General features: G+C 66.6%; 26 protein-coding genes. 13 read left to right on the top strand and 13 right to left on the bottom strand.

Going from position 1 to position 19,747, the window contains the following annotated elements; translation table 11 throughout:
* The first annotated feature begins 39 nt into the window (after window positions 1–39).
* Window positions 40–624 carry a TetR/AcrR family transcriptional regulator gene (locus tag JYG32_RS29000; RefSeq protein WP_213265895.1) on the top strand — a complete coding sequence of 195 codons (585 nt, stop codon included), beginning with the start codon at window positions 40–42 and terminating at the stop codon, window positions 622–624.
* 85 nt (window positions 625–709) lie between these two features.
* Here the strand turns inward: JYG32_RS29000 and JYG32_RS28995 are convergent, their stop codons facing one another.
* The 3 genes from JYG32_RS28995 to JYG32_RS28985 all read right to left on the bottom strand — a co-directional run bounded on the left by JYG32_RS28995 (window position 710) and on the right by JYG32_RS28985 (window position 2,392).
* Window positions 710–1,288 carry a hypothetical protein gene (locus JYG32_RS28995; protein WP_213265894.1) on the bottom strand — a complete coding sequence of 193 codons (579 nt, stop codon included), beginning with the start codon at window positions 1,286–1,288 and terminating at the stop codon, window positions 710–712.
* A gap of 185 nt (window positions 1,289–1,473) precedes the next feature.
* On the bottom strand, window positions 1,474–1,827 hold the full coding sequence (locus tag JYG32_RS28990) for a YhfC family intramembrane metalloprotease (RefSeq protein ID WP_213265893.1): 354 nt from the start codon (window positions 1,825–1,827) through the stop codon (window positions 1,474–1,476).
* 34 nt (window positions 1,828–1,861) lie between these two features.
* Window positions 1,862–2,392, bottom strand: coding sequence for a GNAT family N-acetyltransferase (locus tag JYG32_RS28985; protein WP_213265892.1), 531 nt, complete (start codon window positions 2,390–2,392; stop codon window positions 1,862–1,864).
* 191 nt (window positions 2,393–2,583) lie between these two features.
* Here JYG32_RS28985 and JYG32_RS28980 point away from each other — a divergent pair, with 191 nt between their 5' ends.
* The 4 genes from JYG32_RS28980 to JYG32_RS28965 all read left to right on the top strand — a co-directional run bounded on the left by JYG32_RS28980 (window position 2,584) and on the right by JYG32_RS28965 (window position 4,750).
* Window positions 2,584–2,949, top strand: a complete 366-nt coding sequence (locus tag JYG32_RS28980; RefSeq protein ID WP_213267501.1) for an ArsR/SmtB family transcription factor — start codon at window positions 2,584–2,586, stop codon at window positions 2,947–2,949.
* Complete coding sequence (locus JYG32_RS28975; protein ID WP_213265891.1) at window positions 2,921–3,406, top strand: SRPBCC family protein; 486 nt, start codon at window positions 2,921–2,923, stop codon at window positions 3,404–3,406. Before JYG32_RS28980 ends, JYG32_RS28975 begins: the two co-directional genes overlap by 29 nt.
* Window positions 3,407–3,525: 119 nt before the next feature.
* Window positions 3,526–4,002: an SRPBCC family protein gene (locus JYG32_RS28970; protein ID WP_174383508.1), complete on the top strand. Its 477-nt coding sequence runs from the start codon at window positions 3,526–3,528 to the stop codon at window positions 4,000–4,002.
* 109 nt (window positions 4,003–4,111) lie between these two features.
* Window positions 4,112–4,750: a 2-hydroxychromene-2-carboxylate isomerase gene (locus JYG32_RS28965; RefSeq protein WP_174383509.1), complete on the top strand. Its 639-nt coding sequence runs from the start codon at window positions 4,112–4,114 to the stop codon at window positions 4,748–4,750.
* A gap of 270 nt (window positions 4,751–5,020) precedes the next feature.
* Here JYG32_RS28965 and JYG32_RS28960 read toward each other — a convergent pair whose 3' ends face one another.
* On the bottom strand, window positions 5,021–5,278 hold the full coding sequence (locus JYG32_RS28960; protein WP_174383510.1) for a hypothetical protein: 258 nt from the start codon (window positions 5,276–5,278) through the stop codon (window positions 5,021–5,023).
* Here JYG32_RS28960 and JYG32_RS28955 point away from each other — a divergent pair.
* Window positions 5,277–5,969, top strand: a complete 693-nt coding sequence (locus JYG32_RS28955) for a phosphatase PAP2 family protein (protein ID WP_174383511.1) — start codon at window positions 5,277–5,279, stop codon at window positions 5,967–5,969. The two genes, JYG32_RS28960 and JYG32_RS28955, sit on opposite strands and share 2 nt — an antisense overlap.
* Before the next feature lie 100 nt (window positions 5,970–6,069).
* Here the strand turns inward: JYG32_RS28955 and JYG32_RS28950 are convergent, their stop codons facing one another.
* From JYG32_RS28950 to JYG32_RS28940, 3 genes are all read right to left on the bottom strand, one after another.
* Window positions 6,070–6,729 (bottom strand): glutathione S-transferase family protein, encoded by a 660-nt coding sequence (locus JYG32_RS28950; RefSeq protein WP_213265890.1) that lies wholly within the window; start codon window positions 6,727–6,729, stop codon window positions 6,070–6,072.
* A 126-nt stretch (window positions 6,730–6,855) separates the two neighbouring features.
* On the bottom strand, window positions 6,856–7,926 hold the full coding sequence (locus tag JYG32_RS28945) for an MBL fold metallo-hydrolase (RefSeq protein ID WP_174383513.1): 1,071 nt from the start codon (window positions 7,924–7,926) through the stop codon (window positions 6,856–6,858).
* A gap of 229 nt (window positions 7,927–8,155) precedes the next feature.
* Entirely contained in the window at window positions 8,156–8,437 is a 282-nt protein-coding gene (locus JYG32_RS28940) for a hypothetical protein (protein ID WP_213265889.1), read from the bottom strand.
* 830 nt (window positions 8,438–9,267) lie between these two features.
* Between JYG32_RS28940 and JYG32_RS28935 the strand changes: the two genes are divergently transcribed.
* The 3 genes from JYG32_RS28935 to JYG32_RS28925 all read left to right on the top strand — a co-directional run bounded on the left by JYG32_RS28935 (window position 9,268) and on the right by JYG32_RS28925 (window position 11,243).
* A complete protein-coding gene (locus tag JYG32_RS28935) occupies window positions 9,268–9,870 on the top strand; it encodes a hypothetical protein (RefSeq protein ID WP_213265888.1) in 603 nt (200 codons plus the stop codon).
* Window positions 9,867–10,262, top strand: coding sequence for a hypothetical protein (locus JYG32_RS28930; RefSeq protein ID WP_213265887.1), 396 nt, complete (start codon window positions 9,867–9,869; stop codon window positions 10,260–10,262). Before JYG32_RS28935 ends, JYG32_RS28930 begins: the two co-directional genes overlap by 4 nt.
* Window positions 10,263–10,334: 72 nt before the next feature.
* The gene (locus JYG32_RS28925; protein ID WP_213265886.1) at window positions 10,335–11,243 is read left to right on the top strand and encodes an HTH-type transcriptional regulator ArgP; all 909 of its coding nucleotides are present in this window, start codon (window positions 10,335–10,337) and stop codon (window positions 11,241–11,243) included.
* Window positions 11,244–11,275: 32 nt separating this feature from the next.
* Here the strand turns inward: JYG32_RS28925 and ltaE are convergent, their stop codons facing one another.
* The 3 genes from ltaE to JYG32_RS28910 form a co-directional block, all read right to left on the bottom strand.
* Complete coding sequence (gene ltaE / locus JYG32_RS28920) at window positions 11,276–12,289, bottom strand: low-specificity L-threonine aldolase (protein ID WP_213265885.1); 1,014 nt, start codon at window positions 12,287–12,289, stop codon at window positions 11,276–11,278.
* Between the two features lie 115 nt (window positions 12,290–12,404).
* Window positions 12,405–12,938: a YMGG-like glycine zipper-containing protein gene (locus JYG32_RS28915; protein WP_213265884.1), complete on the bottom strand. Its 534-nt coding sequence runs from the start codon at window positions 12,936–12,938 to the stop codon at window positions 12,405–12,407.
* Window positions 12,939–12,951: 13 nt separating this feature from the next.
* Window positions 12,952–13,278 (bottom strand): hypothetical protein, encoded by a 327-nt coding sequence (locus JYG32_RS28910; protein WP_213265883.1) that lies wholly within the window; start codon window positions 13,276–13,278, stop codon window positions 12,952–12,954.
* 493 nt (window positions 13,279–13,771) lie between these two features.
* On the opposite strand from JYG32_RS28910, the gene JYG32_RS28905 reads away from it, so the two are divergent.
* The 3 genes from JYG32_RS28905 to JYG32_RS28895 are packed head-to-tail and all read left to right on the top strand — an operon-like array spanning window position 13,772 to window position 16,372.
* A complete protein-coding gene (locus tag JYG32_RS28905; protein WP_174383387.1) occupies window positions 13,772–15,184 on the top strand; it encodes a cytochrome ubiquinol oxidase subunit I in 1,413 nt (470 codons plus the stop codon).
* 29 nt (window positions 15,185–15,213) lie between these two features.
* Complete coding sequence (gene cydB / locus JYG32_RS28900; protein WP_174383388.1) at window positions 15,214–16,221, top strand: cytochrome d ubiquinol oxidase subunit II; 1,008 nt, start codon at window positions 15,214–15,216, stop codon at window positions 16,219–16,221.
* The gene (locus tag JYG32_RS28895; RefSeq protein WP_174383389.1) at window positions 16,193–16,372 is read left to right on the top strand and encodes a hypothetical protein; all 180 of its coding nucleotides are present in this window, start codon (window positions 16,193–16,195) and stop codon (window positions 16,370–16,372) included. The genes cydB and JYG32_RS28895 overlap by 29 nt, the downstream gene beginning before the upstream one ends.
* Window positions 16,373–16,478: 106 nt before the next feature.
* On the opposite strand, the gene JYG32_RS28890 is transcribed toward JYG32_RS28895, so the two are convergent.
* From JYG32_RS28890 to JYG32_RS28880, 3 genes are all read right to left on the bottom strand, one after another.
* Entirely contained in the window at window positions 16,479–16,766 is a 288-nt protein-coding gene (locus tag JYG32_RS28890) for a helix-turn-helix domain-containing protein (RefSeq protein WP_213265882.1), read from the bottom strand.
* A 14-nt stretch (window positions 16,767–16,780) separates the two neighbouring features.
* The gene (locus JYG32_RS28885; protein ID WP_213265881.1) at window positions 16,781–18,097 is read right to left on the bottom strand and encodes a type II toxin-antitoxin system HipA family toxin; all 1,317 of its coding nucleotides are present in this window, start codon (window positions 18,095–18,097) and stop codon (window positions 16,781–16,783) included.
* A 119-nt stretch (window positions 18,098–18,216) separates the two neighbouring features.
* Window positions 18,217–18,411: a YqaE/Pmp3 family membrane protein gene (locus JYG32_RS28880; protein ID WP_047902250.1), complete on the bottom strand. Its 195-nt coding sequence runs from the start codon at window positions 18,409–18,411 to the stop codon at window positions 18,217–18,219.
* Between the two features lie 165 nt (window positions 18,412–18,576).
* Here JYG32_RS28880 and JYG32_RS28875 point away from each other — a divergent pair, with 165 nt between their 5' ends.
* Window positions 18,577–19,716: a hypothetical protein gene (locus tag JYG32_RS28875; protein ID WP_213265880.1), complete on the top strand. Its 1,140-nt coding sequence runs from the start codon at window positions 18,577–18,579 to the stop codon at window positions 19,714–19,716.
* Window positions 19,717–19,747 lie beyond the last annotated feature (31 nt).

Here is a 19,747-nt window from a genome sequence, read left to right as displayed (position 1 = left end):
TTTTCAATCGACGTGATCGACAGAATCAGGGAGGGATCGATGGGCGTGTCAAGACAGCAGGCTGCCGAGAACCGGAGCGCGATCGTCGCGGCTGCCGAGCGGCTGTTCCGCGCGCGCGGCGTCGACGCCGTGGGGCTGACGGAGCTGATGAAGGAAGCCGGCTTCACGCAGGGCGGCTTCTACAACCACTTCAAGTCGAAGGATGCGCTGGTCGCCGCGGTGATGGACAAGGCGATGCAGGACCGCGCGGATTCGCCGAATGCCGACAGTCTCGCCGCTCAGGTGGCGTCGTATCTGTCGGCGGCGCATCGCGACAACGTCGAGGCCGGGTGCCCGCTGTCCGGCTTCGCGGGCGATGCGCCGCGACTGACCGATGCGGCGCGCGCGTGCTACGCGCACGGCCTCGCCACGTATCTCGACCGGCTGGAACGAATGGTGGCGATCGAAGGCGCGACGCCGGAGCAGACGCGGCGCGACGCGCTCGCAGTCTTCAGCCAGATGGTCGGCGCGCTCGTGCTGTCGCGCGCGATCGCCGGCACCGATCCCGCGCTGGCCGACGAGATCCTCGAGGCCGGACGCGATACGCTCATCGACGGACGCGACGCTCCGATCGCGCCGGCGTAACGAAGCGCGCGGCGGTGCGCCGCGCTTCCTGCGCTTCCTGCGCTTCCTGCGCTTCCTGCGCTTCCTGCGCTTCTGCGCTTCTGCGCTATTCGACCGCCCGCGCGGCATCCCACAGCGGCTGCCCGCCCAGCGCCGCATGCCACGCATCGAAACGCGTGCGCCACGATTCGAACGGCTCGGTCAGCGGATGGCGCGGATCGTCGCTGAGCGAATACGCCATCCCTTCGATCAGCCAGCGCGGCTTGGTCGCGACGGCCAGGTTGCCGAGCACTTCGGCCTGACGGTGATGGATCAGCTCGTGCGCGAGAAAGTAGGTCTGCCAACCGCGCGGCGCCACGGCCACGCCGAAATTGCCGAGCGTCAGCGCCGCGCGTTGGCCGAGGCCGAATGCGTCGGCGCACGCGCGCGTCGAACAGAACACGATGCGCGGCACGGCGTGGAACCCGCCGACAGCCGCCGCCGCGCGCGCATAGCCGTCGCGATAGAGCTGCTGCGCGTCGCCGAGCTTCGCGGCATCGTCCGTGCAGATGTCGGCGCTCGGGCAGGACACGCCGGGGATCAGCGCGGGCGCGACGATACGCAGCGGCTTGACGAGCGCATACGCGGCAATCGGCAGCGCGACGAGCAGGCCCGTGAGGGCGAAAGCGACATGGGAGCGTTTCATCGAGGCGGCGGGTCCGTAGCGTTTTGTTGGAGTTCTTCCTGCGTGAATATATCGGACCGGCACGGTTGCCGGCCCCGCTTTTCTTTCTGACCGGCTTCCGACGCCGCCCGGCTCTCGACTCGCGGCGCGACCGGGGACAGGTCCCTGCGCTCGCCGGCATCGCCATCGTCACGACCGCATGGCCTTCAGCTTCGCCGGCCGGCGGCGAACCGGAGACCGGCCGGCGATCCGGCGACCGAGCCTCGCCGCGCATGGCTGAAACGGGCGACGCACATCACGCGGCGTGCCCGGTGCGCGCGAACAGGATCGCCTCGACCAGGCCAGCGCGGGTCGTGAGCAAGCCAGCGATACAGCGGAACCTGCCACGACATGCGCAGCACCGGCTGGAACACGAAGAAGGTCAGCATGCCGTAGAAGAACACGCGCAACGGTGCCTGCGTGCGGCGTCGCCATGCGGCCGCAAGCAACGCAGGCACGAGCAGCGCGACGACACCGGCCGCGAGCGTGACGAACAGGAGAGCCGGGGCGACGGGATGCACGGTGGATGCCGATGAGCGACGCGGACGCGCGCCGCTACGCGAGTTGCTTGTGGAAGAACGTCGTCGCGCAGAGCGCGCCGTCGGGCATCAACGCAAAGTTCGGCACGACGCCGACGCGCTGCCAGCCGGCCCGCTCGTACAGCCGCTCGGCGTCGCCGCCCGTCACGGTGTCGAGCACGAGCACGGTCTTGCCGGCGGCGCGCGCGGCTGCGTCGGCCGCCGCCATCAGCCGCGCGGCGACGCCCTGCCGGCGCGCGTGCCGGGACACCAGCATCTTCGCGATGTCCGCGCGATGCGGCTGGTTCTCGGGCTGCGCGGTCACGACCTGCACGGTGCCGACGATCCGGCCTTCGGCGTCCTCGGCGACGAGCAGGATGCGCTCGCCGTTCTCCACGCCCTCGGCCACGCGCGTCCAGAACGCGACGGCGGTCGGCCGCTCGATCGGCAACATGAAACTCACGGACGCGCCGCCCTCGACGCAATCGATCAGTACGTCGGCCAGCGCGTCGACGCAGGCCCTCGCGTCGCGCGCGCTGATGCGGCGGACGGTAACAGGTTCGGTCATGCCATCTCCGGTAGTCGGCCGGGCGGCACGCGTTCGTTCGTCATACGCCCGGATTGGAAAGAACGCCGGCCGGCCGTCTAGGCTTGCACAACGGCGGCAGGCGTCCGGCAACGCGGCGCAGGTTGGCGCGTGTTACCGCCCCATCATCCTACGCGACGAAATTGTCCGCTGCATCGCCTATACTTAGCCACATGGCTAACTTTCAACCCGGCATCAGCGACGTATTCCACGCCCTCGCCGACCCGACGCGCTGCGCGATCGTCAGCGCGCTCGGCCAGGGCGAGCGGACCGTCTCCGCGCTGGCCGCGCCGTTCGACATGGCGCTGCCGTCGTTCATGAAGCATGTCGCCGTGCTCGAGCGCAGCGGCCTCGTCCAGACCCGCAAAACCGGCCGCTCGCGCACCTGCGTGCTGGTCGGCAGCCGGCTGACCGAGGCCGAGGAATGGCTCGCCGCGCAGCGCGCGCTGTGGGAAGCGCGATCCGATCGTCTCGTCGAATTCGTCGAACGCCGCCATCAGGAGGAGCAAGATGCCAGCCAACCACGTCGAACCCGCTGAAGCCCACGATCTCGTCATCACACGCACGCTGCGCGCGCCGCGCCACGCGCTGTGGCGTGCCTGGACCGACCCCGAACTGCTCAAGGAATGGTGGTGCCCGAAGCCGTGGACCACCGAGGTGCGCGCGTTCGACCTGCGGCCGGGCGGCGCCTTCCACACGTTCATGCGCGGCCCCGATGGCGGCACGAGCGACAATCCCGGCTGCTTCCTTGAAATCGTGCCGGAAGCGCGCATCGCGTTCACGTCGATGCTCGCCGGCGGCTGGCGCCCGCAGGTGCCGTGGATGGGCTTCACGGCGATCGTCACGATGGCGGACGACGATGCGGGCAGCCGCTACGAGGCGCGCGTGATGCACCCCGATGCCGCGACGCGCGAGCGCCACGAAGCACTCGGCTTCTTCGAGGGCTGGAACATATGCATCACGCAGCTCGACGCATTCGCGGCCACGCTGCGCTGACCGCGGGCGTGTGCGCGGTCATTGCATGCCGCCGCGCCCGCGCCTACGATTCCTGAAGGAAGCGTGACGACACGCCGGCATCCGGCGTGCACCGTCGCGCGCGCTCCGCGGGAGGCGAAATGTTGCAGACGCACACACATTCGACCCGGGTCAGCCGGCACCTGAACGCACCGCGGGGGCGCGTCTACCGCGCGCTGCTCGATCCGCACGCGGTCGAGCAATGGAAGGTGCCCGACGGCATGACGTGCCGCGTGGACGCGTTCGATGCGCGTGAAGGCGGCGCGCTGCGCGTATCGCTGAGCTACGACGCGCCGTCGGCCGGCACCGGCAAGACCACCGCGCGCACCGATACCTATCACGGCCGCTTCGTCACGCTCGTGCCGGACGAGCGGATCGTCGAGATCGACGTGTTCGAGACCGACGATCCGATGCTGCGCGGCGCAATGACGATCACGATCACGCTGTCCGACGAAGCGGGCGGCACGCGCGTGGACGCCGTGCACGACGGGGTGCCGCCCGGCGTGCCGGCCGCCGACAACGAGACCGGCTGGCGCATGGCGCTGGCGAAGCTCGCGGCGCTGGTGGAAACCGCGTAGCAGCCGTTCGCGCCGGCGACGGGAATGCAGCGCGACAGCGCGAAACGCCGCTGCGTGCGACACTGGCCCGCACCCGATCCATCCGGACCCGCACGAGGAGACTCTCGCGATGAACGCCGCGCGCACCGCCACCTGGTATTTCGATTTCGTTTCGCCGTTCGCCTACCTGCAGCAGGAACGGTTCGACCGGTTGCCGCCCGCCGCGGCGTTCGAGCCGCGGCCGATCGTGCTCGGCGCGCTGCTCGCGCACTGGGGCCAGAAAGCGCCGGCCGAGATCGCGGCGAAGCGCGTCTTCACCTATCGCCACGCGCAATACCGCGCGGACAAACTCGGCATCCCGTTCCGGATGCCGCCGGCACACCCGTTCAACCCGATCAAGCCGCTGCGCCTCGCGATCGCGATGGGCAGTTCGCTCGATGCGATCCAGCGGATCTTCCGGCATATCTGGCGCGACGGCCATGACGTGTCGACGCCGGAGGGCTTCGCCGCGCTCTGCGAAGCCGTCGGATTTCCGGAAGGCGTGACGGCCGTCGAAGCACAGCCGGTGAAGGACGCGTTGCGCGCAAACACCGACCACGCGATCGCGCATGGCGTATTCGGCGTGCCAACCTTCGAACTCGACGGCGACCTGTTCTGGGGCGAGGATGCGACCGACATGTTCGCCGACTGCGCCACGTCGCGCGCATGGCTCGACTCGCCCGAGGTGCGCCGCATCAGCGCGCTGCCCGAAGGGATCCGGCGCGGCTGACGGCTCAGCCGCCATCCGGCGCTTCCGTCTTCTCCTGCGTCGGACGTCGCGCCCTTCGACGCGCCCCGCAAGGCCTCGCGCATCATCGCGACGAACCGCGCAAGCGCGTCGGTCGGACGAGGCGGACAGGCCCACCGGGCTTGCCCGCCTTTTCTTTTATTTTCGACCGGCGCATGCATCGCGGTGCGCGGCCTGACAGATTCGCACCGGGCATAACCCGCATTCGTTCATCCGGCGCAAGGTCCGCACCGGCCTGCGGAATTGTCCAGTTCAACCAAATATTTTTCCGGCGACCGTGTGCATCGACGCACAAACGTCGGACGATTCGATTCTGCCCCGCCGCCCGGCGCTCTCCCATCCGGCCCCACCACACAGCCCCGTTTTATCAGGGGATTCCCGGTATTTTTTCGCATTTTCTTCGAAATAACGGGTGACATACTTGCCCCCCGTTGCGCTCCAGTGCGAGCGCGCTTCCAGATCCTGCCGGCCGCACGTCATGCGTTGCGCGTCCGAGGGGGCACAGAACATGAACAATTTCGACACCACGATCCAGCTCTTCCTCACCCACATGACGTTCGGCCCGCTGATGAATCACGTGATCCGCGTGGTCGCCGGCCTGTACACGTTCAAGGGCTTCGTGCTCATCCCCGTGCTGTGCTGGCTCTGGTTCCAGCCGGGCCCGGACCGCGAGCGGCAACGCGAGCTGGTTATCGCGACGGTCGCGAGCGGGCTCATCGCGCTCGCATTCGGCCGGCTGCTCGCGCAGGTGCTGCCGTTCCGCGTACGGCCGATCTACAACCCCGACCTGCACCTGCACTTTCCGTCGGCCGGACTGCGCGCGGCAACGCTGCAGACGTGGAGTTCGTTTCCGAGCGATCACGCGATGCTGTGGATGGCGATCGCGACCGGCATCTTCATCATCGCGCGCCGCGTCGGCGTGCTCGCGCTGCTGTATTCCGTCGTATTCATCTGCCTGCCGCGCGCGTATCTCGGCTTTCACTACCCGACCGACCTGATCGCGGGCGCCGCGATCGGCATCGCGATCGCGTGGCTGCTGACGCGCGACGCGATCCGGTCGCGCTTCGCGCCGCAGGTGCTGGCGATGATCCGGCGCTTCCCTGCGCCGGCCTACACGCTCGCGTTCCTGCTGTGCTTCGAGTTGATCACGCAGTTCGACGAACTGCTGACGCTCGCGCAGTCGGCTACGCACACGATGTGACGGGCACGCGCCGCGATGCTCCCGCTGCTTTCTTTCCGTCGCCCCGGCACGCGCTGCCGGCCATGCGCGGCGGCCGCGCGCCGCGCGACGGTTGCGCAAATCAATCTCGATCGGGCGCGCCGAGCGGAAAGAACGAGCGAAACGGCCGCGCCTCGTCGACCGCTCGCGCGAACGACGGCCGCGCTAGCAGACGCTTGCGGTACGCGAGCACGTTCGCGAACGACGGATCGATCCGGTGCGTCCAGTCCGCGTAGAACAGGAACGGTGCCGCGCCGCAATCGGCGAGGCTGAAGCGCTCGCCGGCTGCCCATTCGCGATCGGCCATCTTCTGGTCCAGCCACGCATACGACGTATCGAGCATCGCGCGCGCATCGGCAACGCCGCGCGCATCGCGCTCGGCTTCCGGCCGCAGCGCGTCGTGCACGACCTTCTGCTGCGGCGTCGACACGTAGTTGTCGAAGAAGCGATCCATCATCCGCACCTCGAGCGCCGCGTGCGGATCGTCGGGCAGCAGGCGCACCGGGCCCGGATGGTTGAGGCCGAGATACTCGATAATGATCGACGCCTCGACCACGGTACGGCCCGCATCGACGAGCACCGGAAACCGCTTCAGCGGCCACAGCGCGGTCAGTTCCTGCATCGGCTTCGGATCGTCGTGCGCGAGCACGCGATACTCGAACGGCGTGCCGTTCTCGTACAGCGCGGTCAGCACTTTCTGGCAGTAGGACGAAAAGGGATGGGCGTAAAGCGTCGGCATCATCGCGTGGTCTCTCAGGGTTTCGGCGCCGCGTCATGCGGCGCCACATGATCTCGGATACCTTGACGACGAACGGCGCCCGGCCGTTTCGACATCGGTCCGGAAATTTTTTTGCGCGGCCTCGGGACGCTACGACCGGCCGTCCATCACGACGCGCCCTTCGGCGCGCCAGCGCAGCATCCCGCCGCCGAGATTCGCGACCGCATCGAAGCCGGCTTTCTGCAGGATCACGTTCGCCTGCGCGGACCGCCCGCCGGCCCGGCACACGGTCACGACCGGCCGGTCGCGCGCGATCTCGCCGGTGCGCGCGGCCAACTCGCCGAGCGGAATCGGCGCCGCGCCGGGCAGGTGGCCGAGCGGGCCCGTGAATTCGTCAGGCTCGCGCACGTCGACGACCTGCACCGCCGACAGATGATCCTCGAGCCACTGCGGATCGATTTCCCAGAAGCCGGCGAACGTATAGACGAGCGGCGCCCAGTCGGGCCCCGCCTGCGCATCGGGCGCGTTCGCGGCGACGCCGCACTGCAGGTTCGCCGGCACCGCGACGTCGATCTGGCGCGGGTGCGCGAGCCCGAGGTTGCGCATGTAGCCGGCGAAATCGTCTTCGCTGAGATCGCCGCCGAGGCGTGGATTGAAGCGCCGCTCCTCGCCGACGCTCGTCACCGTGAGCCCGCGATAGTCGTGCGCGGGATACAGCAGGCACGCGGCGGGTAACGTGAAGAGCCGCCCGTGCACCGCGCGATACAGCGCGCGCGGGTCGCCCTGCTGGAAGTCGGTGCGGCCCGTGCCGCGGATCAGCAGGCAATCGCCGGTGAACGCCATCGATTCGTCGTCGAGCACGAGGCTGATGCAGCCGCTCGTGTGGCCGGGCGTCGCGCGCACGGTCAGGTAGCGCGAGCCGAATGCGCAGCGGTCGCCGTCGTTCAGGTAGCGGTCGGCGCCCTGCGCGCCGCTCGCGGCCGAGATCGCGATCGTGCTGCCCGTGCGCTGCTTCAGCAGCCACGCGCCCGTCACGTGATCGGCGTGCACATGCGTGTCGACGGTCGCGACGAGCCGCAGCCCGAGCTCGTCGAGCAGCGCCACGTCGCGGCGCACCTGCTCGAACACCGGATCGATCAGCAGCGCTTCGCGCGACGTGCGGTCGGCGAGCAGATACGTGTAAGTCGACGATTGCGGGTCGAAAAGTTGCCGGAAGATCATCGCGAAGTCGCTCCGTCGCCTGTTCAGGTTGGTGTTGTATGGCCCACGTGCCGTGCGTCACCGACGCGCGTGTGCGCGAGCACGAGTGCCGCCCCGTCCGTATGCCTGCCGCGCCGCATGATCCGGAAGCTCACGGCTACGTCTGCTGCGCATCGTCGTCCGGCATCGACGTCGGCATGATGACATCGTCGCCGGACAACCGGCATCGCACCTGCCGCGTTTCGCGCATTCATATAGCGTAGATCAAAATGCATGCGCTGCCGGCATCCCACACATCGCAACCGATTCCGATGACGAATGGCGCACGGAGGGACGATTCGCCGCGCCCGGACGGCGGCGCGCGCTGCCTTACACTCACAAAGCGCGGGCTTGACTCCGGGCGATCAGAGTATTTTGCATTTTTGACGTCTGCGATTTTTACCTGCTGCCGGTCGTATGTGATCTTCCTCCAATCGACAGCACAATCCACTTCGATTTCTTGTTCTGTTTTTTTCCAAAAAATCCGGGTCATCCGATTTTGGTCGTTTCGACTCGAGCAGCTTCTTCATTTCCACCGGTACCGGTAGTTCCGACGCTCAACCGAGCAAGACGGCGCGACGCGAAGGAAGAGACGGGAGATCTCCCAGCAAACCGCGCAGATTTTCAGGTGCTCGCCGGTGCATCAATGCCCGATGCTGGCGGCGTTTCGTCTGAAAAAAACGATGCTCGATATTATTCTGAGTGTCCGAAATTTCTCTATTCAACATATAAAAGTTTCGCAACGTGCATTGTGAACTGCGACCCCTTTAGTATTTATCGATCAAATGTAAAATGAAGTGACTCATCGATCAGTGTCCGAATCCAAGTCAGAACAATTCGGCATACTCCAGATGGCGGAATTCGCGCAAGGGTCGGACCGTTCTCCCACCCGATTTCTCGCTCGTTACGCTCTTTGCATTTCGTAACAAGTCGGGTTGATTCGTCGCGGCCTGCTGTTTTAAATTTCGCGGGTCGTCCGGCAGCATCCGGCAGTTGGGCGACGTTTCATTCTACAAATCGCGACATGCCGGATACCTGGGTGGCCAGCCATCCGACACTGCAAGCCTGCACGCTGTGCGGGCTTGATCAAGCGATCGAACTCGCAATGGGTATCGATTCGACTACATGCAGCCCGTTGGGACCCGACGCGCCGTAGTGGGCTCGCCGAGTTGTTCATGTCATGCCGAACTGGAGCCAGCTTGATAGTGGAATCCACGGTCGCATTTTTATATTTGCGTCGTACTCCTAATGTATCGCCAAGATTCACCCAGATTTGCGACGGTACAACTCAACTTTGCGCAACGCGCCGAAAAAGGACAGAAAATGGAATTCGTACGAATGGGAATCGTCTTTGTTCATCTCATAGCCTGCTGTGTCGCGATTGGTCTCGTGCTGACCAGTGACATTGCCATGGTCAGGCGACTGTTGGATTCTGACGCGCCTACCGATCTTGCCCAGGTCCACCTGCCCAGCCTGCAGCGCACCGTCACGTTGGCGCTGATGGTGCTTTGGATCACCGGCATCGCGATCATTGCGTTCGATATGCGGACTCAGGGTCTCGGGTATCTCGGCAATCCCAAGCTGCAGGCCAAGATTGGCATCGTCGCGTTGCTGACCTTCAACGGTATCGCTTTGCACTCCGCGGTCCTCCCGGCATTGCAGAAGGCGGGATCCTTGCTGAAGCTTTCCTTCGAACGGCGCATGGTTGCCATTTTCGCGGGCGTGATTTCCGCCGTCTCGTGGTTCTATGCGGCAATGCTTGGCGTCGGGCGCCCATTGAGCTGGAAGTATTCATTGATCCAGATCCTGGCGGCTTACCCGGCACTGGTTGCGAGTGGAATCGCCGCCATGTTGTTTATCACGGCAGTGGCGAAATCCAGGACGCCCGTTGAACGACGGAATACCGAAAACGTGGCGGCCTATTGATCGCCGACACCCGAGGGATGCGCACTGCTCGCGGCAGTGCGCATTCTGTCTTCGCACATTCCGCGCTTTGGCCAGCGTCGGATCCCGAATTTTCGGGTGCACGCGTGCACTCGCCGGAGCCGGCGCGGCTGTTTCTCCCTGGACATCGAACAGGTACCGGCGACGCCACGCGCGCGATCGCGTACCTCGAACACGCCGACACGTTGAAATACAGCGCCCCGCTGCGCCGCTTGTCGAACAAGATCGACAAAGAGATCATGCGGGCAAGCCGAATGGGAAATCCGCGCGAGCACCTTGCGCCAGACCATCTGGCACAACATGCCGAATCGGTCACGGTTTGGTCCCAAGGCATGACCGAGTTCCATTTCACAATTGATCGCCACGCGTCATAATCGGCCGCAACGCCATGACTAGCAGGGCTTCATCGTTTTGAACATCACAATCTGTCTCGTTTCATCTGAACCATGTCGCTGACGATCGATCCGAAGCAGGCCGCCGCGCTGCTGGCCGTCGCCGACACGGGCAGCTTCGAGCAGGCGGCCGTGCGCCTGCACGTGACCGCATCCGCCGTCACGCAGCGGGTCCGCGCGCTGGAGGCGAGCCTCGGCACGCCGCTCGTGTTGCGCACGCGCCCGTGCCGCCCCACGATGGCCGGGCAGCGCGTGCTGCAGCACCTGCGCCGCGTCGCGCTGCTGCAGGCCGACCTGCAAAGCACGCTCGCGACCGAGCGCGAATCGCCGATCTCGGTGACGATCGCGCTGAACGCCGACAGCCTCGGCACGTGGTTCCTGCCCGCGCTGACCTCCGTGCTCGCGGGCGAGCGAATCCTGTTCGAGCTGATCGTCGAGGATCAGGACCACACGTTCGCGCTGCTCGAAAGCGGGATGGCGGTCGGCTGCGTGACGACCGAACCGAAGCCGATGCGCGGCTGCATCGCGACGCCGCTCGGCACGATGCGCTACCGGCTGCTCGCGGCCGCCGCGTTCGCGGTCCGCTGGTTTCCGCGCGGGCTGAACCGCGCGAGCGCGCGCAAGGCGCCCGTCGTCGCGTATTCGCGGCGCGACACGCTGCAGTCGTCGTTCCTGAAGGAGAAGTTCGGATTGCCCGAAGGCGCGTACCCGTGCCACTACGTGCCGGGCACCCATTCGCACTTCGCGGCGGTGCAGCACGGGCTCGGTTACGCGATGGTGCCGGAGCCGCTGATCGGTACCGCGCCGCTCGACGCGCAGGGGCTCGTCGATCTCGCACCCGCGCATCCGACCGACGTCACGCTGTACTGGCACGCGTGGACCGTGCAGTCGCCGACGATGGCGTCGCTGTCCGCGCGGGTCGTCGAGGCAGCGCGCCGGTTGCTCGCGCCGCTGCCGAAATGACATGAGCCGATGACGAGCCCGGCTCGTGGCGGTTACGCGCGCCGCTGCGAGAAATACGCGCCGACCGCGCCGAGGAACGTGTCGATGTCCGCGCGCGACACGTCGCAGTGGGTGACGAAGCGCGACGCGTACAGCATCTGCGTGAGGATCCCGCGCGCCTTGAGCCACGCCTCGAGCGGCGCACAATCGGCTTCGGGGAATTGCGCGAACACCATGTTCGTCGCATGCGACAGCACCTTCACGGCTTCGATGCGCGCGAGGCCATCCGCGAGATGCGCGGCGTTCGCGTGATCGTCCGCGAGCCGCTCGACGTTGTGGTCGAGCGCATACAGGCACGCCGCCGCGAGAATGCCCGACTGCCGCATCCCGCCGCCGAGCACCTTGCGCCAGCGCTGCGCACGCTCGATCAGCGCACGGCTGCCGACCAGCACCGAGCCGACCGGTGCGCCGAGCCCTTTCGAAAAACAGATCGACACGCTGTCGAACGGTGCGCACAGCTCCGCGATCGGACGGCCCGACGCGACGGCCGCGTTGCATACGCGTGCGCCGTCGAGGTGCGTGGACAGCCCGCGGCTGCGCGCGAACGCGACGGCTTCCTGCACATAAGCTTCCGGCAGGACCTGACCGCCGATCGTGTTTTCGAGCGCGAGCAGGCGCGTGCGGGCAAAGTGATTGTCGATCGGCTTGATCGCCGCGGCGATCTTCGCGAGCGGCAGCGTGCCGTCCGGCGCGTTCTCGATCGGCTGCGGCTGGATGCTGCCCAGCACGGCGGCGCCGCCGCCTTCGTACTTGTAGGTATGCGCGAGCTGGCCGACGATGTACTCGTCGCCGCGCTCGCAATGGGACATCAGCGCGGCGAGGTTGCTCTGCGTGCCGCTCGGAAAGAACAGGCCGGCTTCCTTGCCGGTCCGCCCGGCCGAAACCGCCTGCAGGCGCAGCACGGTCGGGTCGTCGCCCCATACGTCGTCGCCGACTTCGGCGGCAGTCATCGCGGCCAGCATCGCCTGGCTCGGACGTGTCACGGTATCGCTGCGTAAATCGATCATCTTCGTGCCCTGAGTGAACGCGGACCGGAACCGATGCGCCCGGCCCTGCCGAAACGAAACTCAGAGTGTACGCAATTCACGCAGCGCATGCCGACGCGCCGGACGAACGCTCCCGTCAATACCGCGGCGGCGGCTGGACACCCGCCGGCGGCATCGGCGGCGCCGCGCGCGGCGCGCCCCCGCCATATCCGCCGCCACCGCCGCTCATTCCGCCGGGCACCGGCACGCGGTTGCCCGTCGCATACATGCATTGCAGGTACGCGTAGTCGTAGCGGCGCTGGATGTCGTAGGCCGAGCCCTGCGCGGCGCCCGCGCCGACGACGCTGCCCGCGAGCAGCCCCGCACCGGCGCCGACGGCCGCACCGGTACCGCCGTTGAACGCGGCGCCGGCCGCCGCGCCGAGCGCGGTGCCGACGGCCGCGCTGCCGACCGCGCTCGCGGTCGATGCCTGCCCGGCACTCACGCCGCCCGATTGCTCGAATGCGTACTGGCGGCAGCTTCCGTCGTCGGCGCGGAACTGGTCGAACGACTTGCCGGTGCCGGGCAGCGCCATCACGCTCGGCCCGGTCGGCAGGTACGCGCACGCGCCAAGGAGGCCGGCCAGTGCCAGTACGGCCGGCACGCGCCAGGATCTGAATGCGGATTTCATCGTCGCGCCTCCGTCACTGCGGCCGCGCCGGCACCGATCGCCAGCCCGACTTGCAGGTCTTCACATACGGGTAGTAATGCTTCGACGCGTCGCAGTAGTACCAGAGGTTCGCGTCGCGATCGTCCTGCGGCTGCCCCTTCTCGACGTACTCGGGCGGCGGGCCGGGATCGACGGGCACCGCGACGACGGGCGGCGGGTAGTAATACGGCGCGGGGACGACGGGGTAGTAATACGGGTAGCCGGGGCCGATGTAGACCCCGACCCGGGCGGCATGCGCCACGCCGCCCGTCGCGAGCGCCACCGCGGCCGCCGCGCCCAGCGCGAGCTTCATTCCATTCACGTCACGTTCTCCGGCAGACCGGTTCGTCGATGCGAACCCGACACCCCGAACGCTACGCCGCGCGCGATCCGGCAGCCATTACCGGCGAACGCGCGAATGTTGCGCGACGTTACCAATGTGACAGACCCCGCCTGCCGCACGGCCGCCCGCATTACGCGGCTAACGCGTCGAAACGGATCGGCCGCGCAGGGCGACGCACGGAGGGCGCCCGGCACGCCGCTTGCGCACGCGCGAAACCGTTCCGATGACGCGACGCGCCATATTGACGCACGTGCGTCAGACCGCCGCGCCGCGGCCTCGCGCGCCGCGAACGGCCTTCTTGATACGAATCAACGATTTATCCCGAAATCGCGCGCGGCGGACTGGACATCTGCGACGAGTTGGCGCATTTCGCGGTGCAACATCGCGGCACATACTCCAGCCAACCCCGCCACCTGTCGGCCGGGGTCCGCCGGCACCCGCCGGCGGGTATCGTCAGCTTCGGTCATCTGGTATGGACACCGCACTTTCGGCCCTCGATCTGGCCCGCCTGCAATTCGCGTTCACCGTCTCCTTTCACATCGTCTTCCCGGCGCTGAGCATCGGCCTCGCCAGCTTCATCGCGGTGCTCGAATATCGCTGGCTCAAGACCGGCAAGCAGTACTACAAAACCCTCTGTCTGTTCTGGTCGAAGATCTTCGCGGTCGCGTTCGGGATGGGCGTCGTCTCCGGCGTCGTGATGAGCTACCAGTTCGGCACCAACTGGTCGGGCTTCTCGAGCTTCGCCGGCGCCGTCACCGGGCCGCTGCTGATGTACGAGGTGATGACCGCGTTCTTCCTCGAGGCCGGCTTCCTCGGCATCATGCTGTTCGGCTGGAACCGCGTGAGCCCGCGCGCACACTTCGGCGCGACGCTGATGGTCGCGGTCGGCACGCTGATCTCGACGTTCTGGATCCTCGCATCGAACAGCTGGATGCAGACGCCGCAGGGCTTCGAGATCGTCGACGGCCGCGTCGTGCCGACCGACTGGTTCGCGATCATCTTCAACCCGTCGTTCCCGTACCGCCTGTTCCACATGGCGATCGCCGCGTTCATCGTCGCCGCGCTGGTCGTGGCCGCGACGGGCGCATGGCACCTGCTGAAGGGCCGCCGCGACAAGAGCGTGAAGAAGATGTTCTCGATGGCGCTGTGGCTGCTGCTCGTGCTCGCGCCGCTGCAGGCCGTGATCGGCGACCAGCACGGCATCAACACGCTGAAGCACCAGCCCGCGAAGATCGCCGCGATCGAAGGGCTGTGGGAAACCGAAAAGGGCGGCACGCCGCTCAACCTGTTCGGGATTCCGGACATGAAGGCGGAAACGACCCGCTACGCGGTGAAGGTGCCGCACCTCGGCAGCCTGATCCTCACGCATAGCTGGGACGGCGAGATCCGCGGGCTGAAGGACTTCCCGCCTGAGGACCGCCCGAACTCGACCGTCGTGTTCTGGAGCTTCCGGATCATGGTCGGCCTCGGCTTCGCGATGATCGGCCTCGCCGCGCTCGCGTGGTTCCTGCGCCGCCGCGGCCGCCTGTACGAATCGAAGTGGTTCCAGCGCGTCGCGCTCGTGATGGGCCCGACCGGCTTCGTGTCGCTGCTCGCGGGCTGGGTGACGACCGAAGCGGGCCGCCAGCCGTGGGTCGTGTATGGCGTGATGCGCACCGCGCAGGCCGTGTCGCCGCTGTCGGTGCAGCAGGTCAGCCTGTCGATGATGACGTTCGTGATCGTGTACTTCCTCGTGTTCGGCACCGGCGTGTACTACATGCTGAAGCTGATGAAGGCCGGCCCCGCGCTGCCCGACGCGAAGCACGACGACACGCCCGACACGCGCCCCGATCACACCGCGCGCCGCCCGATGTCGGCCGTCGACGAGCTGATCGAGACCGTCTGAGCCCACCCCATCCGCAAACGAGAAAACCTATGGACGTCACCGTAATCTGGGCCGCAATCATCGCATTGGGGCTCTTCATGTACGTCGTGCTCGACGGCTTCGACCTCGGCATCGGCATCGTCTTCCCGTTCTTCCCGGACGAGAAGGAACGCGACCTGATGATGAACACGGTCGCGCCCGTGTGGGACGGCAACGAGACGTGGCTCGTGCTCGGCGGCGCCGGGCTGTTCGCGGTGTTCCCGATCGTCTATTCGACCGTGCTGTCGGCGCTGTACCTGCCGCTGATCTTCATGCTGGTCTGCCTGATCTTCCGCGGCGTGTCGTTCGAGATCCGCGCGAAGGCGCGGCGCACGAAGCAGCTGTGGGATCTCGCGTTCATCGGCGGCTCGGCCGGCGCGACGCTGTTCCAGGGCATCGCGCTCGGCGCGTTCCTGCAGGGCATCGACGTGAAGGACGGCGTGTTCGCGGGCGACGCGTTCGACTGGCTGACGCCGTTCAGCCTGCTGACGGGCCTCGGCCTGATCGTGACCTATGCGTTGCTCGGCTGCTGCTGGCTCGTCGCGAAGACGGAAGGCGACCTGCAGCGCCGGCTGCATCGGGTCGTGTGGCCGCTGACCGTCGTGCTGCTCGGCTTCATCGCGGTGGTCAGCCTGTGGACGCCGCTGCAGGATCCGGCCATCGCGCAGCGCTGGTTCGATTCGGGGCTGTTCTGGCGCCTGCTGCCGGTGCCGTTCCTGGTCGCCGGGTGCGCGGTGTGGATGCGCCGCGCGGTACGCGACCGGCACGACATGACGCCGTTCGTGCTTGCGCTCGCGCTCGTGCTGCTCGGCTACGTCGGCCTGCTCGTCACGCTGTTCCCGTATGCGATTCCTCAGACCATGACGATCTGGGAAGCGGCGGCGCCGCGTTCCAGCCAGACCTTCACGCTGGTCGGCGCAGCGGTTATCCTCCCGATCATCATCGCCTACACGACGATGGGCTACTGGGTATTCCGAGGCAAGGTGCGCCATGAAGACCAGCATTACTACCACCACTGATTCCGCCGATCGCCCGCCCGAGGCGCCACGACCGCGGATGCGCGGCTGGATGTGGTTCGTCGTCCTGTGGGCGGGCGGCGTGGCCGGCGCCGTCACGCTCGGCTATGCGTTCAAGATCTTCATGAACCTGACGCTGTTTGCGGTGAAGTGAAGTCGGGGCGCCTGGGCCGGGCAATCGCGCCGCGCGCGCGGCCCAGGCACGGCGCGCATCGATCGCCCGATGGATACGCGATGCGCGGCCGCTTCCTCCGCGTGCGTTATTGCGGCGCCCGCCGCACGACGCCGAGCTTCAATCCCAACATGCCGAATATGCGGTTCATCGTCTGTACCGTCCCGTCGCTGCGGCCCTGCTCGATATCCTGAATCGTCTTCGTCGACACGCCGGCGAGCTTCGCCATCTCGGCGCTCGTCAGCCGCATCGTCTGCTTCAGATGACGCACCGATTCGCGCAGCGACCACTCGGGATGCGCGAGAACGTCGTCGATCGCTTGCCGCCGCAACGCAAGCTGTTCGGGAAGCGACATCGCGTTATAGCGTTTGTCCATCGTGTCGCCCCCGCCTAGCGCAGTACATCCAGTTCGCGGGCGAGCCGCTCGATGCCCGGTTTCAGGAACGCATGCACATCGTGCTCCAGTCCGAGATCGACGCCCCGATCGGCGATCTCCTGCAAGCGCGGCGCCATTGCGTGCAGCCGTGCCCGCAATGCGTCGCGATCCAGCGCGGCATGCGCCTCCCCCGCCTGCGGCTCGCTCGACCGGACGACCCCATCGAGTACCCGCGCCCAGTCTGGCCGACCACCGTCATTTCCTTCCCAGCGGATGCGCCGTGCAATGCCGTCGGGATGCAGATACATCGGTGCGAAGTCGTAAAGCGGCGTCAAGGCAACGCGTCCATCGAAGTCGCGTTGCAATGCCGTGTTCCGCGCATGATTGTCCTTGTTGCCCAACGCAAGATTCGCGACGTCGCGGCACAGATACTCGGCCACCTCGGCTTGAGGATCCGTGCATTGGCGTACGAGATGCCCGCACACCTCGTCGTGACTCGGCACGACACCGAAGCCGGCTTTACCCGTCAACGAAGCGATGCTTTCCTGAGCGAACCGGACGACGCTATCGTCAACGCGCGCGCGATCGAACCGCGGGATGAATAGCGACCGGTCGCGCAGCATCAGCGGCGCATGCACGCGCAAGCCAAGATGCTGGGCCAATGCCATGTAGGGTGCTTCATGACGCAGGATCTGTGCAAGACGCTCGTTCGCGCCGCGTCCGAACTTGACGATGTAGTGTGCGACCGCGCGCGCGTCGGGCAGCGTGTGATCGAGGTAGAGCAGTCCGTCGTCGGCACGGGTCAGCAGCAGCTTCGGCCACTCGCCCTGCACGCCCGAAGAGCCTGCGACGAAGAATCCGTGTTCGGCGAGATATTCGCTGAATGCGTCTCCGCGCGCGGCTACGTCATCGTCCGTAAAACCTTGCTGCGGCCCCTGGCGCTCGGCAAGCCACTGCGCGGCTTCCTTGACGCGCAGATTGCCGATCGAGTTACCGGCTCCCGCGAGCAGCAACGGCCAGTCGGCACGCTCCTCGGCTGTTTCCGGCAGATCGAGGCGGCGCAACAGTTCCTGACGACCGAAGCCTTGCGGCAGCAAATCGATCAGGAAAATCGGCCAGTGGTGCGTCACCAGCGGCTCGAGATCGACCGGAAAACCGCACGCCATCGCGTGCGCATCGCGGGCGAATTGATGCCGGACGACCCATTCGACGTCGTAACCCGTATAGGCACGACCACGCCAGCCCTCGTCGGGCTCGCCGAACAGGGTGACAACGCCGACGTCGTGCCAAATGCCGTCGGCGTGGAGCTGGATCGTGCAGGAGGCGCTCATTTCAGCAGAAATCTATATAAATCATGCCGTTTACCATAGATGAATTATATAGATTTCTACTGAAATAGGAATCTTGCTCTTGAACGCCAGAAGCAGCGGTCGGGGGAATCTCCCGCCGCTTACCGCCGCTCGCGCAGCGCCGCCTCGATCTTTTGATCGGTCTTGTACTGGCTCAGCGCATACACCGACCAGATCGCGGCCGGGAGCCAGCCGATGATCGTGAGCTGCAGGATCAGGCAGATCACGCCGGCGATCGGGCGGCCGATCGTGAAAAACTGGAACCACGGCAGCAGCAGGGCAAGCAGAAGGCGCATGAACAATCCTTTCGGTGCGTCGTCGAACGGGTGATGCGTGACGAATATGCCGGTGCGGGTGGCGTAATTCAAGCCGCCCGCCACGATATGGGCCGTATCGGCGCCCCTGCTACACTTCCGCGTTTCAGAACGACAAGTAATCAGAAAAACAAAGGAGAGAGAGCATTGAACGATAAACCGGTACGCCACCATCGCGCGCCGTCAGCCTACGCGCACGGCAAAACGTGGCAACGCTGCACCGCCGTCGCGCTCGCCGCATCCTGCATCGCCGGCGCGACAACCGCCGCACCGGCCGCGGACAAGACCCCGCGCTACTACCTCAGCCTCAGCCGCGACGGCGGCGACCAGATGCCATGGAGCGACGAGCCGTATAGCTGGACCACGCACGACGGCAAGGTGCTGCAACAGGGCGTGACCGACGCGAAGGGGCGCGCCGCCGTCGCCCGGCAGCCGGGCGAGACGCGCTATTCGCTCGACACGGTCAATCTCCGCTGGGACTACACGGTCGACGACGCGTGCTGGACACGCCGCGGCGCCGATTTCGGACATTGCGTCAAGACGGTGGACACGGTCGACAAGGTTGCGCAGCGCAGGGCCGACGAGGACCGCGCAGAGCAGGACGCAGCCAGGGCCCGTCGCGACGCTGCGCTCGCCCGCTATCGCGCAGCGGCCGCCGCCAACGACGACGAACTCGCGTGGCTCGGCCCGCTGCCCGCCGAATGGTCGAAAGACAAGGTCCAGCAGCAGCTTGACGATGTGTACGGCAAGATCAAGCACGAGCTCGACAATCTCGGCGACGCCGACATCGACGTGTCCCGTTTCGTCTGCAAATCGCCGGATCAGATCGGCCCGGTACCCGACCAGCAAGCCGTGATTGACTACCTGGGCAGTTTGCGCGAGCCGGGCTCCACGACGCGCGCGCAATGGAAGGCGCTCGTAGAAGCCGCGCGCCAGGGCAACTGGCTCGCGCGGCTGCAGATCTTCCTCGCGCTCGGAGCGCGCCCGAACGACGATCTCGTCGCGACCTACCGACGGACACAGTTGATGGCGTGGCTACAGGCAAACCACGTCGGCGCGCTCTACACGTACTACCTGAACGCGCTTGCCGCGACGGGCTTCTTCGAGGGCCGCGGGCCCGGCGACGCGTCGCCGATCCCGCTCTATGCGGCGATGCGCGGCAGCTATTCGGCGATGAAGCGCGCCGGCGACAGGCTCATGCTCGACAACGACCCGAAAATCCAGGCGATCGGCAAACGGATGAGCGACTGCGCGATGCAGATGATGCCGGTGCTGTTCGCGAAGTAAGCACCGGCGTCCTCGCAAGCGCGGCGCCGTC

This window comes from Burkholderia pyrrocinia (assembly GCF_018417535.1).
In the GTDB taxonomy this organism is placed as follows: Bacteria; Pseudomonadota; Gammaproteobacteria; order Burkholderiales; family Burkholderiaceae; genus Burkholderia; species Burkholderia pyrrocinia_E.
The sequence above is the reverse complement of the archived record's forward strand: the minus strand, read 5'-3'. Positions and strand labels throughout refer to the sequence as shown.